Source organism: Aerococcus urinae, assembly GCF_001543175.1.
Lineage (GTDB): Bacteria > Bacillota > Bacilli > Lactobacillales > Aerococcaceae > Aerococcus > Aerococcus urinae.
In genome coordinates, this window is sequence record NZ_CP014161.1 from 768,338 (window position 1) to 784,954 (window position 16,617).

The 16,617-nt window shown below is 40.0% G+C and carries 15 protein-coding genes; 12 read left to right on the forward strand and 3 right to left on the reverse strand.

Translation table 11 applies throughout. The features are described 5' to 3' along the window. Window positions 1–37 precede the first annotated feature (37 nt). Complete coding sequence (locus AWM73_RS03600) at window positions 38–1,249, forward strand: MFS transporter (RefSeq protein ID WP_060778109.1); 1,212 nt, start codon at window positions 38–40, stop codon at window positions 1,247–1,249. A 217-nt stretch (window positions 1,250–1,466) separates the two neighbouring features. Here the strand turns inward: AWM73_RS03600 and phoU are convergent, their stop codons facing one another. Then, window positions 1,467–2,138, reverse strand: a complete 672-nt coding sequence (gene phoU, locus AWM73_RS03605) for a phosphate signaling complex protein PhoU (protein WP_013669817.1) — start codon at window positions 2,136–2,138, stop codon at window positions 1,467–1,469. A gap of 351 nt (window positions 2,139–2,489) precedes the next feature. Between phoU and lysA the strand changes: the two genes are divergently transcribed. The 3 genes from lysA to ald all read left to right on the forward strand — a co-directional run bounded on the left by lysA (window position 2,490) and on the right by ald (window position 6,037). Then, window positions 2,490–3,806, forward strand: a complete 1,317-nt coding sequence (gene lysA, locus AWM73_RS03610) for a diaminopimelate decarboxylase (protein ID WP_060778110.1) — start codon at window positions 2,490–2,492, stop codon at window positions 3,804–3,806. A gap of 30 nt (window positions 3,807–3,836) precedes the next feature. Beyond that, window positions 3,837–4,808, forward strand: coding sequence for a diaminopimelate dehydrogenase (locus AWM73_RS03615; protein ID WP_060778111.1), 972 nt, complete (start codon window positions 3,837–3,839; stop codon window positions 4,806–4,808). A 125-nt stretch (window positions 4,809–4,933) separates the two neighbouring features. Beyond that, entirely contained in the window at window positions 4,934–6,037 is a 1,104-nt protein-coding gene (gene ald / locus AWM73_RS03620) for an alanine dehydrogenase (RefSeq protein ID WP_060778112.1), read from the forward strand. Window positions 6,038–6,106: 69 nt separating this feature from the next. Here the strand turns inward: ald and AWM73_RS03625 are convergent, their stop codons facing one another. Beyond that, on the reverse strand, window positions 6,107–6,934 hold the full coding sequence (locus tag AWM73_RS03625; RefSeq protein WP_060778113.1) for an undecaprenyl-diphosphate phosphatase: 828 nt from the start codon (window positions 6,932–6,934) through the stop codon (window positions 6,107–6,109). A gap of 104 nt (window positions 6,935–7,038) precedes the next feature. Continuing rightward, on the reverse strand, window positions 7,039–8,052 hold the full coding sequence (locus AWM73_RS03630) for a lactonase family protein (protein WP_060778114.1): 1,014 nt from the start codon (window positions 8,050–8,052) through the stop codon (window positions 7,039–7,041). Between the two features lie 100 nt (window positions 8,053–8,152). On the opposite strand from AWM73_RS03630, the gene AWM73_RS03635 reads away from it, so the two are divergent. The 8 genes from AWM73_RS03635 (at window position 8,153) to glyA (ending at window position 16,597) form a co-directional block, all read left to right on the forward strand. Then, complete coding sequence (locus AWM73_RS03635; RefSeq protein ID WP_060778115.1) at window positions 8,153–9,397, forward strand: AI-2E family transporter; 1,245 nt, start codon at window positions 8,153–8,155, stop codon at window positions 9,395–9,397. Between the two features lie 136 nt (window positions 9,398–9,533). Then, window positions 9,534–10,889: a Mur ligase family protein gene (locus AWM73_RS03640; RefSeq protein WP_060778116.1), complete on the forward strand. Its 1,356-nt coding sequence runs from the start codon at window positions 9,534–9,536 to the stop codon at window positions 10,887–10,889. Further along, window positions 10,886–11,533, forward strand: coding sequence for a type 1 glutamine amidotransferase (locus AWM73_RS03645; protein ID WP_060778117.1), 648 nt, complete (start codon window positions 10,886–10,888; stop codon window positions 11,531–11,533). Before AWM73_RS03640 ends, AWM73_RS03645 begins: the two co-directional genes overlap by 4 nt. Window positions 11,534–11,688: 155 nt before the next feature. After that, complete coding sequence (locus AWM73_RS03650) at window positions 11,689–12,309, forward strand: thymidine kinase (RefSeq protein WP_060778118.1); 621 nt, start codon at window positions 11,689–11,691, stop codon at window positions 12,307–12,309. A 15-nt stretch (window positions 12,310–12,324) separates the two neighbouring features. Beyond that, entirely contained in the window at window positions 12,325–13,407 is a 1,083-nt protein-coding gene (gene prfA / locus AWM73_RS03655) for a peptide chain release factor 1 (RefSeq protein WP_060778119.1), read from the forward strand. After that, complete coding sequence (gene prmC / locus AWM73_RS03660) at window positions 13,391–14,269, forward strand: peptide chain release factor N(5)-glutamine methyltransferase (RefSeq protein WP_060778120.1); 879 nt, start codon at window positions 13,391–13,393, stop codon at window positions 14,267–14,269. Before prfA ends, prmC begins: the two co-directional genes overlap by 17 nt. Before the next feature lies 1 nt (window position 14,270). Beyond that, window positions 14,271–15,302: an L-threonylcarbamoyladenylate synthase gene (locus tag AWM73_RS03665; protein ID WP_060778121.1), complete on the forward strand. Its 1,032-nt coding sequence runs from the start codon at window positions 14,271–14,273 to the stop codon at window positions 15,300–15,302. A 77-nt stretch (window positions 15,303–15,379) separates the two neighbouring features. Then, window positions 15,380–16,597, forward strand: a complete 1,218-nt coding sequence (glyA, locus tag AWM73_RS03670) for a serine hydroxymethyltransferase (RefSeq protein ID WP_060778122.1) — start codon at window positions 15,380–15,382, stop codon at window positions 16,595–16,597. Window positions 16,598–16,617 lie beyond the last annotated feature (20 nt).

Genomic DNA, 16,617 nt, shown 5'->3' on the forward strand with positions numbered 1-16,617 from the left:
ATAAATACCTGTGAGTATTTGTTTAAGGAGTGTAAAAATGGAAAATAAGAAAAAAGCTGTTATTTCAAGTATCATCGCCTCAGGTACCGATGACCTCAACGTAATGTTTCTATCCTTTTCAATGGCAAGCATTATCACTGAGTTTTCACTATCTGGTGCCCAAGCTGGCGCTATCGCTACGGTAACTAACTTAGGGATGTTATTAGGTGGGCTAATTTTTGGATATCTCGGTGACCGTTACCATAAGCTAAACATCTTAAAGATAACCCTGCTTATCTTTTCTTTAGCCTCAGGAGCAATTGCTTTTGCGCCTTCGATCACTATGCTTTATATCTTACGTTTCATTGCCGGTATTGGTGTCGGTGGTGAGTACGGAATCGCTTTAGGAATCATGGCACAAATAGTCCCCGTCCATAAAATGGGACGGATTTCTGCTTTAAATGGGGTAGCTGGCCAAGTCGGCTCGATTACTTCAGCTGCTCTAGCGGGATTATTCTTGAGTCACCTAGGTTGGCGCGGATTGTTCTTATTTGGTCTCGCTCCTTTACTCCTTGTATTATACATGCAAGTAGCTATTAAAGATGAAAAAGAATTTTACCCGGTAAAAAATGATTCAGCTCTCGATAAAAGTGAAAAAATTAATTTTGCTGTTTTATTTAAAGACTTGCGGACCAGTTACCAAACCATTGCCCTCATGTTAATGTGTACGGTTCAAATTGCTGGCTACTTTGGCATGATGAATTGGTTGCCAACCATTATGCAAGAACAAGCCGGTCTCAGTGTGCAAGGTTCATCATTATGGATGATTAGTACCATTGTGGGCATGTCCTTAGGGATGGTTGCCTTTGGCCGACTATTTGACCAATTTGGCCCTCGGCTAATGTTTGGTGCTTTCTTACTTGCATCAGCGTTTGGTGTCTACTTGTTTAGCCAAATTACCTCACCACTTGGAATGCTATTTGGGGGAGCCATGATGGGATTCTTTGTCAATGGGATGTTCCCGGGATATGGAGCAACGGTTTCTTACCTATACCCTAAGTCCGTCCAAAGTATGGCCAATAACTTAATCTTAAACGTTGGACGAGCAGTAGGTGGATTTTCTTCAATGATTATTGGGATCATTATGGAACATGGTAATGTGACCATGGTCATGCTCTTCCTATCATGTCTTTATATCTTCTCTTTTGTGGTTATGTTAACCATTCCTGGGATCAAGCAAAAATCTTTTAAAAAGGTTTATGCCCAATAAATAGGAGTTATTCATAGAAAGCCTATAGGTTATTAGAGGCTTACCAAGTCAATGATAAATAACCAAACCGTATTGAGATCGGTGTGGCTAAGACAAAGGCTGTGATTTTCACAGCTTTTTTGTTTTTCACTAATTCTTATGCCCGTCAATAATAAAAGGTGCTGATGAACCATAATGTTCATCAGCACCTAATAAAGTGAAAATTATATTTTCTTATTTAGCCGTTAAGATCGACAACCTTGCCTTCATCTAAATAGATAATACGTTCGCAGAGGTTGGTCACGTAGTCACCCATGCGTTCTAAGTTAGAAATCATGGAAATATATGAAGCCCCGGTTACCACTAAGCTGTTATCTTTCTTCATATCTGACACGACTTGTGGGATTAATTTATCAAAGTAGTGGTCAACTTTGGCATCCATTTCCGCTGCTGCCTTAGCTTGTTGGTCATTGCGAGTAACAAAGGCGTTAACAGCCAGCTCGGCCATTTCAATGACCGTATCAGTCATTATTTCGAGGTCAGATTCAATGTTTTCTAAACGGGGTTCATCTGCGATCCGTAGAGCTCCTTTTGCAATAGAGACGGCATGGTCACCCATTCTTTCAAGGTCAGCGCTGGCTTTAATGATGGAAATAATAAAGCGTAATTCATCGCCGATAGGGCTTTGTAGGGAAATTAGTCGGAAACATTCCTTATCAATGGCCACTTCATAAGCATTAATCTTTTCGTCATTTTTAATCACTTTTTCAGCGGCTTCATTATCATGGTTGAGAAGCGCATCAACAGCTTCTTCAATAGCTTTAGTAGTATCGATTCCCATACGTGTAAATTGACCATCTAAGGTCTTTAATTCTTCGACAAAGGCTTTTCTTAGTTGTGTCTTTTTCATTAAAAACTCACTCCCCGATATCTTATATAGAAATAGTATTTTACCATAATCCACTCATAAAGTAAAAGGAAGCCCTTACAATATTATTGATTACTGGAATACTCATTTTCGTATCTTTATTTTAACATGAATGTTCTGAATAATTATTGTTTAAAAGTGATAGCTTTTTAATAAAAGTTAAAAATTGTTTCTAATATTGGCTTCTTTTCCGTAATATATTATTTGTTGACTTTTAGCTTATATATTGCTAATCTTTCAATAAATTTAATGAGTAGACTGACAATTTGATCACTAAAAGCAGTTTTTAGGGTAAAATAGTTAGTATCATGAAAAATATCTAGGAGGCAAAATATGAAACTGACGCAACATATGCAAGTGGTTAATAATGAATTAAACATTGCCGATATTCCTGTTTCTCGTCTAAAGGAAGAGTACGGAACTCCGCTTTATATTTATGATCAAAAGGGGATTAAAGATCAAGCGAAAACATTTATCAATGGCTTCCATTCTAAAAAGTTTACTACTCATATTATCTATGCCTCCAAGGCCTTTTTAAACCTTTATATCGCTCAACTAATCAATGAACAGGGCTGCTATCTTGATGCCGTTAGTGGTGGGGAGATATATACACTCTTGGCAGCTGGTGTTCCAGGAGAAAAAATATATTTCCATGGCAATAATAAAACAGAGTCAGAGATCATTCTAGCTTTTGAGCAAGGGATTGGAACATTTGTTATTGATAGCCAGACTGATTTTTATAAAGTAGAAAAAATCGCTAAATCTCTCAATAAAGAGGCAAAAGTCCTCTTAAGAATTAATCCTGGGATTGAAGCAAGCACCCATAAATATATTCAAACCAGCCGCGATGATTCTAAATTTGGTATGAGTAGCCATGATGAGGATACGGTGACTTTGGTTAAAGAGATGGTTAAGAGCGATTGGCTCGACTTTGCCGGTTTCCATTGCCATATCGGCTCACAAATATTAGAAGAAAGATTCTTTTTTGAAGAAGCCGATTTAATGTTGGGATTCTGTCGGCAAATGGAAGAAGAAACCGGCTGCCAGGTAAGAGAGATTAACCTGGGCGGCGGTTTTGGTGTGTACTATAGCCAAGCAGATCGTCCTTTTGATTATGAGAAATTTTTACAAAGCTACATTCAGGTCATTGAAGCAGCAATTGATCAATATGGCTTAGAGCATGTCGATACCGTAAGCATTGAGCCGGGACGGGCTTTAATTAATGATTTCGGGACAGCTCTTTATAGCGTTGGGGGTGTCAAACATACCCTGGCTGGTAAACCCTTTGTCTTTGTCGATGGTGGGATGTCAGACAATATTCGCCCAGCCCTGTATCAAGCCAAATATGAAGCGGCCTTAGCTAATCGGATGAATGATGAGGTCGAAGGGGAGTACCGCGTAGCCGGAAAATTGTGTGAAACTGGTGACCAGTTGGTTCAAGATGCTCCCTTGCCAGAGGCTCGGATCGGGGACCTCTTGGTGATTCCTCGAGTAGGGGCTTATACTTATACAATGAGTTCGAATTATAATCGTCTGGGACGTCCAGCCCTGGTCTTTGTCGAGGATGGGCAATCTTATTTGGCTGTCAAACGAGAAAGCTACCAAGATTTGCTCAGAAACGACTATAATTATAAGAATAAAGAAGATTAGTTTTATTAGAATTTAAAGGAGGAAACAAAAATGATAAAAGTTGGTATTGTTGGCTATGGTAATTTAGGTAAGGGCGTGGAAATTGCAGTTAATGCAGCGGAAGATATGGAATTGCTAGGAATTTTTACTAGACGCCAGCCTGAGAAATTAGATACAAAGAGCCCAGCCTATCAAATTGATGACATTCTTGACTTTAAAGACAAAATTGATGTCTTAATTTTATGTGGTGGTTCTCAATCTGATATTCCTGTTCAAGCTCCTCGTCTAGCGAAAAACTTTAATACAGTGGATGCCTACGATAACCACGATAAGATTCCAGAATACTTCGATCAAATGGATCAACTTGCTAAAGAAAATAGCCATGTCTCTGTGATTGCTACGGGTTGGGATCCAGGTCTGTTCTCACTTAACCGCTTATTAGCTGAAACAATTTTACCGCAAGGGCAAACCTATACTTTTTGGGGCAGAGGGGTTAGCCAAGGCCATTCTGATGCAGTACGCCGGGTAGATGGCGTCAAGGCAGCTATTCAATATACCGTGCCTAATCAAGCCATGCTAGAGGCAGCAAAGGCTGGTGACCCTATTGATTACCAACAAGCGACTGCCCATAGTCGTGAAGTCTATGCGGTTTTAGAAGAGGGCGCTGATCCAGACCAAGTTGCCAAAGCGATCAAGACCATGCCAGATTACTTCGCACCCTACGACCAAGTTGATGTGCATTTTATTTCTCAAAAAGAATTAGATCAAAACCATCAAGGGATTCCTCATGGGGGTGAAGTGGTGCGCCAAGGACGAACCAGCGCTGACCACCACGCAGTTTATAATTTTGCTCTGCAATTAGGCAGCAACCCTGAGTTCACCGGTGCAGTGAATACTTGCTATGCGCGAGCTGCTTACCGTTTAGCTAAGGAAGAACAATTTGGGGCTAAAACAGTCTTTGATATTGCCCCCGCTTATCTTTCTGCAAAATCTGGTGCACAACTCCGCCACGAATTGCTCTAGGTCTTGAGCATAAAGAAAGCATTTACATGACATGTTTGATATACTGAAGTCAGTTGGAAATTGGGAGGATCAGCTCTGATTCTCTAACTGTTTTGAGTCAAATATGTGAATGGAGGCTTTGTATAATGAGAATTGGTGTACCTAAAGAAATCAAGAATCATGAAGATCGGGTGGCAATGACACCGGCCAATGCCTTTAACCTTGTCCAAGCTGGTCATGAAGTGCTTATCGAAAGCTCAGCTGGTGTAGGTTCTTCATATGAAGATAGTGAATATGAAGAAGTAGGAGCTAAGATCGTAAGCTCTGCTAAAGAAGCATGGGACGTTGATATGGTGGTTAAGGTTAAAGAACCCCTTGAATCTGAATACCAATATCTCCGTGAAGACTTAATTGTGATGACCTATCTGCATTTAGCGGATAACGAACCTTTGGTGGATGCTTTAATTGAAAATAAAACCACAGGTGTAGCTTATGAAACCATGGAGTTAAATGGAAAATTGCCTTTACTTAACCCAATGAGTGAAGTGGCTGGACGGACTGCTATTCAAGTCGGTGCTCACTATCTTGAAAAAACTAATGGTGGTAAAGGGAAGCTCTTAGGTGGTGTGCCAGGAACCCAAGCCGGGAAAGTGGTTATTATCGGCGGCGGTAATGTTGGTTATAATGCCGCTCGGATGGCTGTTGGCTTAGGCGCTAATGTAACTATTCTTGACTTGAATCCAGCACGTTTAGGTGAATTAGATGACCTCTTCCAAGGTCGCGTTAATACATTAATGTCCAATGCTTATAACATTGCTAATGAAGTAAAGGATGCTGATGTAGTCATTGGCTCCGTTCTTATTCCTGGACGTAAGGCACCAATTTTAGTAACGGAAGATATGGTGAAGACCATGGAAGAAGGTTCTGTTTTAATCGACGTTGCTATTGACCAAGGTGGTAACTTTGAAACTTCTGATCATGCAACGAACCATGATGATCCTGTATATACTAAACATGGTATTGTTCATTATACCGTTGCAAATATTCCAGGAGCTGTACCAAAGACAGCCACAGAAGCATTAACTAACGCTACCATGACTTATGTTCAACAAATTGCTAATTTAGGTATTGAAGAAGCTGCTAAAGCTAACCATACAGTATTTACTGGGGTGAACACCTACAAGGGTGAATTAACTAGCGCCGATGTAGCTGAAACCAGTAAACATGATTACAAAGAGTTAAAATTCTAATAGTCTTTAGGCAAAGTAAAAAGAGAGGCTGTGAAAACAGTCTCTCTTTTCGTTTATCCATTTTAGTGATTATTGAAAAATAGCAAAGAAGATAATTACTATAATTCCTAAAGCAATCCGATACCAACCAAAGGCTTTAAAATCATTCTTTTGGACATAGCGTAGTAAGAAGCGAATCGTTAAAATCGAAACAATGTAGGCGATGACCATTCCTAAGATTAGTAGGAAGCCTTCTTCGGTTGAAAAGCGAAATCCGTCGAGGAATCCCTTAGTTAGTTTTAAGAAAGTCATTCCGAACATAATGGGAATACTCATAAAAAAGGAAAAATCGGCAGCAGTAGGGCGGGAGGTTCCTAAAATCGTTGCTCCTAGGATGGATGAACCAGATCTTGAGGTCCCAGGAATGACTGATAGGGCCTGGAAGAGTCCAATTTGAAAGGCTTTTTTGTAAGATAATTCTTGAGTTGAATGGACGGTTACAGGGCGGTTTTTATTTCGATTTTCAACGACGATGAAGGCAATTCCGTAAATAATCAGTGCAGCAGATACTACCACCCAATTTTGGAAATGTTCTTCAGCGAAGTCGTTAAATAAAAGACCAATAACACCTGCGGGAATACAGCCAACTACCACCTTAAACCAAGTTTCCCAAGTCTGCTTTTTCTCTTCAGCACTTTTTTGATTTGAAAAAGGGTTTAAGCGGTCAAAATAGATCCAAACAACGGCTAAGATTGCCCCTAATTGGATAACGTATACAAAAATATTCCAAAATTCCGGTCTAAAATCCATGGAAATAAATTCTTCTACCAAAATTAAGTGGCCAGTACTACTAATTGGCAACCATTCGGTAATTCCTTCGACAATCCCCATGATGAAAACTTTGATAATATCTAACATTAAAATAAACGCATCCTTTCACTAGCATTTTTGTAGTATAGCTAAAATACGAGGTCTTGACTAGGCCTAGGCGTAATTTTTAGCTTTTTTTAATTTGCTTAAGCCTATTGGACGCAAACAATTTCATTGAGGGGACAGCTGACATTGAGTGGACTTAATTGTCCGGTATTGTGGTCACGTTTAAAGAAGGTCACTTTCTTCTCTTTTTGATGTCCTACAATGACGTGACTTTGGTTAGCGTCAAAGTTAAAGTCACGTGGAAAGTCTCCACCAGAAGGAATGGATTGAATATGACTTAATTGAGAACCTTCTTTAGAAACTTCAAATACTTCTAGGCTGTTGTAACCTCGATTGGAGACATATAAGAAGTTTCCATCTTGGGAGATACGAATTGCAGCACTACTATTTTCACCGCTATAAGTCTCTGGTAAACAATTCACCCGGTCGACAAAGGAAAAGTGACCCTCATCATAAGTCAAAATATCGATGGTGTGTGAAAGCTCACCAATCACATAAAGAATGTCTTCTTTAGGATGAAAAACTAAATGCCTTGGACCAGTCCCTGCTTGACATTGGTAGGAGGCTTTTTCTTGTAATTGGCCCTCTTGGTCAAATTGATAGCTGATCACACTATCTGTCCCTAAGTCACAGGCTAGGTAATATTTGCCATCTGGACTAGTGTTAAAATAATGGCAGTGAGAGCTTTCTTGGTTGGGGTGAGGCCCTTGGCCAGTCCGGCTGATTATTTGTTGGAGCTGTAATTGACCATCACTTTGTATTTTTATAAGCGCCAATGTCCCTTCATGGTAATTGGCATTGAGTAGTAATTGGCGCTCTTCATCTAGAGCTAGGTAACAGCCGTTATGTTCCAAGAAGGCACAGTGATCAACAAAAACGAAATGCTGGCCTTCTTTTCGATAATGGCTGACTCCAGGGCTCGGTTGGTCAGTGAGCGTATAGAGTTCTTTACCATCAGTAGAAAGAGCCAGGTAAGTTGGATTTGATTCAGAAATTATTAATTCATGTCCTTTAATTTCCTCATGATGACTATCCCATTTTAGTAGATGGATGCCTTGGTTGTCTTGACGTGTATAGCCAGCTAAATAGATTTTTTCCATAATAATCTCCTTTACAATCTCTGATATATTAAATTTTACACTATGTTAATTTATTTAGCGAACAAGTATGGTAAAATCATTTGGAAAAGTAGGTGTTTATATGTCTCAAAACAAGCAGAATACAGAAATAAAAAATAAGGATAAAAAGCAAATTAAGCAAGGCTTTTCCTGGCTAAAAATGCCCGATATCGTTAGTCGTGTCCTAGACAATCGTTATGTATCGCTATTAGTCATTTTAATCTTATTCGCTTTATTTATCCTATTATTAACCCAAATCGCTTTTGTCTTTACCCCAATTATTGAATTTATCCAAACAATAATCTTGCCCATTATTTTTGCTGGGGTCTTTTACTACTTGTCTTCACCCCTAATTAATTTTCTAAGGAAAAGGGGCTTGAATTCTTATTGGATAGCTGGAATTGTGCTCCTAGTGCTGGTTTTAATCATTCTATGGTTAATTTCATTCATTCCTAATTTAATTGATGAAGCCAAACATTTAATCGGTAATTGGTCAAATATTTGGGCCCAGTACCAGTCAGAAATTGAAAATATTATCTTTGGTCGCTGGTTCGAGAGAAGTCAGGAGACTTTAGCAGAATACTTAAATAATTTTAATCTAAATCAATTTAACTTTAATTGGCGCGAGCTCATGAATACAACCCTGTCCAGTATTGGTTCTGTTTTTGGTGTGATTACCCGGGTGATTATTGCCTTAGTGACAGCACCAATTATCTTGTTTTATTTGATTGCTGATGGTGAGAAATTTAGGGATAATTTTGCTTCCTTTATTCCAGTGAAGATTCGTAATAAGACGATGCGTCTATTGGCGGATATGAACCAGCAAATTTCAGCCTATGTCAGAGGGCAAATCTTTGTAGCAATCGCGGTAGCAGTGATGTTTGCCATTGGTTATGCCATTATCGGCTTAAATTACGGGACCATCTTAGCAGTTGTTGCAGGGGCTTTAAATGTTATCCCCTATGTCGGGTCTTTCTTTGGTATTCTACCGTCTTTGATTGTTGGTTTAGTTCAAGATCCCTTTATGGTTATCAAGGTACTGATCGTATTTGCTATTGAACAAACCATTGAAAGTCGGATTATTTCCCCACTGATTTTAGGCAGTAATTTGAATATTCATCCTATTACCATTATGCTTCTACTAATTGCTGGTGGAGACCTCTTTGGAGTGGTGGGAATTATCATTATTATTCCGGTTTATGCCGTTTTAAAGGTGATTTTCACCTATATCTTTGAATGGTATCGAGAAGTTTCGGGCCTCTATGAAGAAGATTTGATCCAAGAACGGGAATTAAAGGAGCCCCTAGTCGACCAAGACCATAAATAATAATATTAGTGATCCTGGTCTAAACCTTTTATTGACGAAGAAAAAGTTAAGCAAATTTCCTAGCTAAGCGAGCTAACTCGATAGCTACAGGAAAATGAATTTGAAGATGTAAGTAAAAAGAGGAGAGTAGCTTTTAATGACATTGCGTTCACAAGTTGCCAAGCATAGCGCCCGCTTGGTGCAAATTTTACTCAAGAAATTAACCAAAGGCGGATCCAGTTTGCCAGGTAAAATTGCTAAAAAATTGGATCCGGCTATTTTAGCTGAACTGGGCAAAAATTACCGGGTAGTTATCATTACCGGAACCAATGGTAAATCAGTTACCACGGCTCTTACCGTTAATATTTTGCGCCAAAAGTTTGATGAAGTATTAACCAATGATACCGGCTCAAACCTAGAACAAGGGATTATATCCACTTTCTTGAATGCTAATTCCAAAGAACAGGGGGATAAAATAGCTGTTCTTGAGGTTGATGAGGCTAGCGTTCGCCACATTACCGAATACATTAAACCGGAAGTGATCTTAGTAACTAATCTATTTAGAGATCAGTTGGACCGCTTTGGGGAGATTTATACGACCTTCGATTACATTTTAGAGGGGGCTAATAAGAGTCCCAAAAGCTTGCTCTTGATGAATGGTGACGCGCCAATTTTTGCGTCACGGGACTTTCATCATAATGTGGCTTACTTTGGTTTTAGTAATTCGGATAAAACGACTGATAAGATGGCCCATTATAATACCGATGGGGTCCTATGTCCCCGCTGCGAGCATATCCTTCACTATTATATGATTACTTATAGTAATTTAGGGGATTATTTCTGTCCTAATTGTCAGTTTCACCGACCAAGCTTAACTTATTCAGTGGACCAGGTGGATAAGTTAACTCCAGAAACTTCGACATTTACTATTGAGGGTCAATCCTTTACCATCCCAGTCGCGGGAATTTATAATATATATAATGCCCTAGCGGCTTATTCAATTGCTCGTTATTTAGGGCTAAGTCAAACAGCCATTCATGAGGGCTTGCAGGGAGCCAAGCGGATGTTTGGTCGTCAAGAAGCCTTAACCATTCATGGCAAGGATACCCGTATTAATCTCATTAAGAACCCGGTTGGTTTTAACCAAATCGTTTCTTTATTGGAGTTAGACCAAGAAGAGTTTTCTCTACTCGTTCTCCTCAATGATAATCCTGCTGATGGTCAGGATATTTCCTGGATTTGGGACGCCATGTTTGAAAATATCGCCCAATTACCTAACATTAAAGCTACGGCGGTAGGGGGCATACGGGTAAAAGACCTTAAAGTTCGGATGCAAGTGGCCGGTTTTGATGAGGACCGCTTAGAAGAACTTTCTAATTCACAGGGAGCTCTACAATGGATTGCATCTGTCCCCAGCCAAAAAGTCTATGTCTTAGCCACCTATACTGCCATGCTCGATTTTAGACGAGAATTAGCTGACCAACATCTTGTGAAGGAGCGGATGAAATCATGATCTTTAGAATTGGCCATCTCTATGGCAATTTAATGAATACCTATGGCGATAATGGGAACCTGCTTATGCTCCAGTACCTTGCCAAGGAAAAGGGACTTCAGGTAGAAAAAGAGATTATTTCTATTGATGACTGCTTGGATAGTGACCGCTATGATTTTATCTTCTTTGGCGGCGGACAAGACTATGAGCAATCGGTAGTGAGCCGTGACTTGAAAAATAAGAAAGCTGCCTTGCTTGATTATATCGAAGCCAATAAGGTGCTGTTAGGAATTTGTGGAGGCTACCAACTCTTGGGAAATTATTATCAGACCACTAATGGGGAAGAGTACCCCGGTATTGGAGCCATTGATTTCTATACTAAGAGCTATCCAGAACGACTGATTGGAACCACAAAAATGCATTGTGACCGTTTTGATGAGGACTATGTAGGCTATGAGAACCATGCCGGTCGGACCTATCTCGCTTCTGGTGTAGAGCCTTTGGGGCGGATGATTGAAGGCTATGGGAATAATGATGAAGACCAGGTGGAAGGGGTTATTTATAAGAATACCTTTGGCTCTTATTTTCACGGCCCTCTATTAGTTAATAACCCCCATTTGGCTGAAAGATTGATTGATCTGGCCATCGATCAAAAAGCGCATTAGCTGGATACTGGCGGATGAATGCATCTGCCAGTTTTTTTATGAGTGAAAACAGCTTCAGTGGCCATACGTTTTAGCTTTTAAAGTTTAGCTGTTTGTTGACTATTGACTTGACTAAAGTTATTATAAATAATTGAGAATAGTGAGGTATAAAATCCATGGCACAGTTATTTTATCGATACGGGGCAATGAATAGTGGAAAATCTTTTGAAATCTTAAAAGTTGCCCATAATTATGAAGAGCAAGGTAAACCTGTCAAAGTAATGACTAGCGCGATCGATGACCGCTCAGGCACAATCGGCGTGATTTCGAGTCGTATAGGGGAAGACCGTGAGGCCTATAGTATCGATCCTGATACTGATATTTTTTCCTATATTGAATCTGAAAATGAAAAGGAAAAAATCTACTGTGTCTTAGTTGATGAAGCACAATTTTTAAGTAAGCAGAATATTTTTGATTTGGCTAAAGTGGTCGACCAGTTAAACATACCAGTGATGGCATTTGGCCTAAAAAATGATTTTCAAAATGAACTTTTTGAAGGCTCCCACTATTTGTTAATTTTGGCTGATAAAATCGAAGAAGTAAAAACAATTTGTTGGTTCTGTGCTAAAAAAGCAACAATGAACTTACGAATTCATAATGACAAACCGGTATATACTGGTGAACAAATTCAAATTGGTGGTAATGAATCTTATTATCCAGTATGTCGTAAACATTATAACCACCCCCCATTAGAAGATGGGAAAATCGCAGTTCACCGTGCATCATTATGCCAATAAGGGAAGGTTGATTAAATGTTAGAAGAGCAATTAGATACTTTTATCGCTCGTTATCAAGAGCTTGCTGAGCTTTTAAGTGATCCAGATGTGATTAATGATCATAAACGCTTCCGAGACCTAGCTAAGGAAGAAGCTGATCTACGCCCTAAAGTAGATACTTTTAAGCACTATAAGGAAGTTGTTTCAGGCATCGAAGACACTGAAGAATTGATTAAAGAAACCTCTGAAGAGGACATGCTAGAACTCGCTAAAAGTGAACTCGATCAATTAAAAGCTGAGCGTGACGATTTAGAAGAAGAAATTAAGGTTTTAATGTTACCTAGCGATCCTAATGATGACAAGAACATTATTATGGAAATTCGTGGGGCAGCTGGTGGGGATGAGGCCCAATTATTTGCGGCTGACCTCTTTGAAATGTATTCGCGCTATGCAGAATCCCAAGGCTGGCATGTTGAAGTCGCTGACGCCTCATCCAATGATTTAGGGGGCTTTAAAGAAATCATTCTTCAAATTTCAGGGGATAAAGTCTATTCAAAATTAAAATATGAAAGTGGCGCTCACCGGGTGCAACGAGTGCCTAAAACCGAATCCCAAGGCCGGGTCCATACTTCAACAGCTACGGTTGGTGTTATGCCTGAATTGGAAGATTTAGACTTTGAAATTGATGAGAAGGATATTAGAACCGATATCTACCGGGCTTCCGGTGCTGGTGGACAACACGTTAATAAGACCAGTTCAGCGGTACGGATGACCCATATTCCTACTGGTATTCAAGTAGCTATGCAGGACCAACGTTCCCAACAACAAAATCGGGAAAAAGCTATGCTTATCTTGCGGTCACGGGTTTATGATTACTATCAATCCCAAGAGCAAGATGAATATGACGAAAAAAGAAAGAATTTAGTGGGAACAGGGGACCGTTCTGAAAGAATTCGAACCTATAATTATCCACAAAACCGGGTAACCGACCATCGTATCAACTTAACTTTACAAAAATTAGATCGCATTATGGGCGGAGAATTAGATGAAATTATTGACGCCTTAATTCTTGCTGATCAAGCGCAAAAATTAGAGGAACTCAATGAAACTACCATCTAATCAACTACGATTTATAGAAGCTCAGCAATGGGCTTCTTCTTTTTTGGAATCAAACAGTAAGGACCCAGCTATTGCCTACCATCTGTTATTAGGCATGATGGATTGGGATGTAACGACTTGGTATCGGAAGCAACAACATCAAATGGATCCAGTGACTTTGAAAGATTACCAGGAAATGTTGGAGAAAATCGTCGATGAGGATATGCCTTACCAGTATTTACTAGGGGAGGCATGGTTCTATGGCTATCGTTTTCGCGTGAATGAAGCTACTTTGATCCCTCGCTTTGATACGGAGCGTTTGATTGATTGTGTTCATACTTTAAGGAAAAGCGGCCAGTTAGAAAAGCAAGCCGATGTCTTAGATCTAGGGACAGGTTCAGGGGCAATTGCGGTGACCTTAGCTAAAGAATTGCCTGATTTGAAACTGACAGCTGTTGATATCTCTTCAGAAGCCCTAGCAGTCGCTAAGGAAAATGCCTATTTTCACCAAGTTACTATTGAGTGGATCAAGGGGGATATGTTGAAGGCGGTTCCTCAGCGGAGATTTGATTTGATTATTTCTAATCCACCCTATATCAGCGAGACTGAAATTGATGAAATGGGGGAGGACGTCTTAAAACATGAGCCGAAGTTAGCTCTCTTCGCTAAAGACGATGGTTATTACTACTATAAGCAATTCGCCCGAAATATCCAGTCCTTTATGAAGACAGACGGTATCCTATTAATGGAATGTGGAAGTCACCAAGCCGCTAAGATTATTAGTCTCTTTAAAAAGTCAAATCCTAAGGCTGAAGTGAAATCGATTAAAGATTATAATGGTATTGATCGAATAATCTATGTGCAATGGAAGAAGGATAAATAAAATGATTACCAAGCGCTTTACATTTGGGCAGACTGCTCAGGCAGCAGAATATTTAAAACAAGGCCAATTGGTTGCCTTCCCTACGGAAACAGTCTTTGGTTTGGGGGCGATTGCGAATAATGAAAGGGCAGTTGCTTCTGTTTATCAGGCTAAGGGGCGTCCAAGTGATAACCCCCTGATTGTTCATGTATGCCATAAAAAAGATTTGTTTCGTTATTCCAATATAGCCAACGAAGCTCAAGCTGCAATTGCAAAAAAACTGACTGATCAATTCTGGCCGGGGCCCTTGACCTTGATTGTTCCGACTAAGGCTGGAATTTTTGGTCCAACCGTTACTGGGGGATTAAATACAGTGGGTATCCGCATGCCCGACCACGACTTCACTTTAGCAGTCATTAGAGAAACAGGTTTTCCGATTGTGGGGCCATCTGCTAATTTATCAGGCAAACCGAGTCCAACGACGGTTGACCATGTTTTACATGATTTTGATGGTAAAATCGCGGGAGTATTAGATAGTCAACCTACCCATATTGGGGTTGAATCGACGGTGTTAGATATTAGTAATCCAGAAGAATTGGCTATTTTAAGACCAGGTGCGATCACCTTGAAAGACTTACGGAATGCCTTACCGAATCAAAGAATTATCGATGCCACCCAGCAAATTGCTGAAGATTCTAAGGAACACCCCAAGGCACCTGGAATGAAATATCGCCACTATAGCCCCCACCAAGAAGTTATTGCCATCAGCCCTGCTAAGCTTCTTGAACTTATTGATTCTAAGCAGGGGTTATGTCCTGAGAGTGCGGTGATCGCTAGTGATGATATCTTAAGTCACTTAGATGCTGACCTGCCTACTTTTAGTTTAGGGGCTAATGAAGCAACAGCCACCCAGCTTTTATTCGCGGGTTTACGGGCTTTTGATGATAATGATCAAATTAAAAGACTCTACGTTGAATTATTGGCGGATACAGAGGTTAACACCGCCTATCGTAATCGTTTACTAAAAGCTGCAAGTAAAAAGATAGAATCGTAAACATCTATCACGATCTATGGTAAAATCGACTTAGTATCAACAGATACGATCTGTATTGAAAGAAAAGAAGTGAGATTATGGATGAAGTTTTTACCTTAATTGATCAAGAAAGACAACGCCAAGAAAATGGTATCGAGTTAATTGCTAGTGAAAACTGGGTATCCAAGGATGTTTTAGCCGCACAAGGGAGTATTTTAACCAATAAGTATGCGGAAGGTTATCCAGGAAAAAGATACTATGGCGGATGTGAGGTTGTTGATAAGATTGAACAATTAGCCATTGACCGCGCTAGGGAATTATTTAACGCTGAATTTGTGAATGTCCAGCCTTATTCCGGATCGGGAGCCAATATGGCCGTTTATGATGCCCTCCTAAAAGCAGGAGATACGGTTTTAGGAATGAATCTGACCGATGGCGGCCATTTGACCCATGGTTCTCCAGTGAATTTCTCTGGACGTCGCTACCATTTTGTTTCCTATGGTGTCGATCCCGAAAGCGAACAACTGGATTATTCCGCTATTCGCCAAACTGCCTTGGAGGCAAAGCCAAAAATGATTGTGGCAGGATATTCTGCTTACTCCAGAAAGTTAGACTTTAAAGCCTTTCGCCAAATAGCTGATGAAGTCGGGGCCCTTTTAATGGTCGATATGGCTCATTTTGCTGGTTTGGTAGCAGCTGGAATCCATGAAAATCCAGTTAACTATGCTGATGTAGTGACTACAACTACCCATAAAACCCTGAGAGGTCCCCGGGGAGCGATTATTCTAACCAATAATCCTGACTACGCTAAAAAAATTAATAGCCGAATTTTTCCTGGTAACCAAGGTGGTCCCTTACTCCATGTTATTGCTGCTAAGGCGGTCGCTTTTCAAGAGGCTTTAAATCCTGATTTTAAAGATTATATGGAAAACGTAGTGATCAATGCCCAGGCCATGGCTAGCGAATTTACTAAAGCTGGTATTCATGTGGTGTCTGGTGGAACGGATAACCACTTAATTGCTTTTAGAGTCAATGACTTTGACTTAACTGGTAAAGCAGTTGAAGAGAAGCTTGGTCAAGTCCATATCACGGTCAATAAGAACACCATTCCGGGTGAAACTTTGCCGCCAACCCAATGCAGTGGCATTCGTATTGGAACACCAGCGATAACGACACGTGGCTTTACAGCAGATGATTGTCGCTTGCTGGCACAATTGATTGTCCAAGTCGTCAAACATTTTGATGATGATCAAGCCCTTGCCAAGGTTAAGGAACAAGTTAAGCAATTGACCCAAAAATATCCGCTCAGTGAGTAAAGTAGGGAAATAGATTTAAA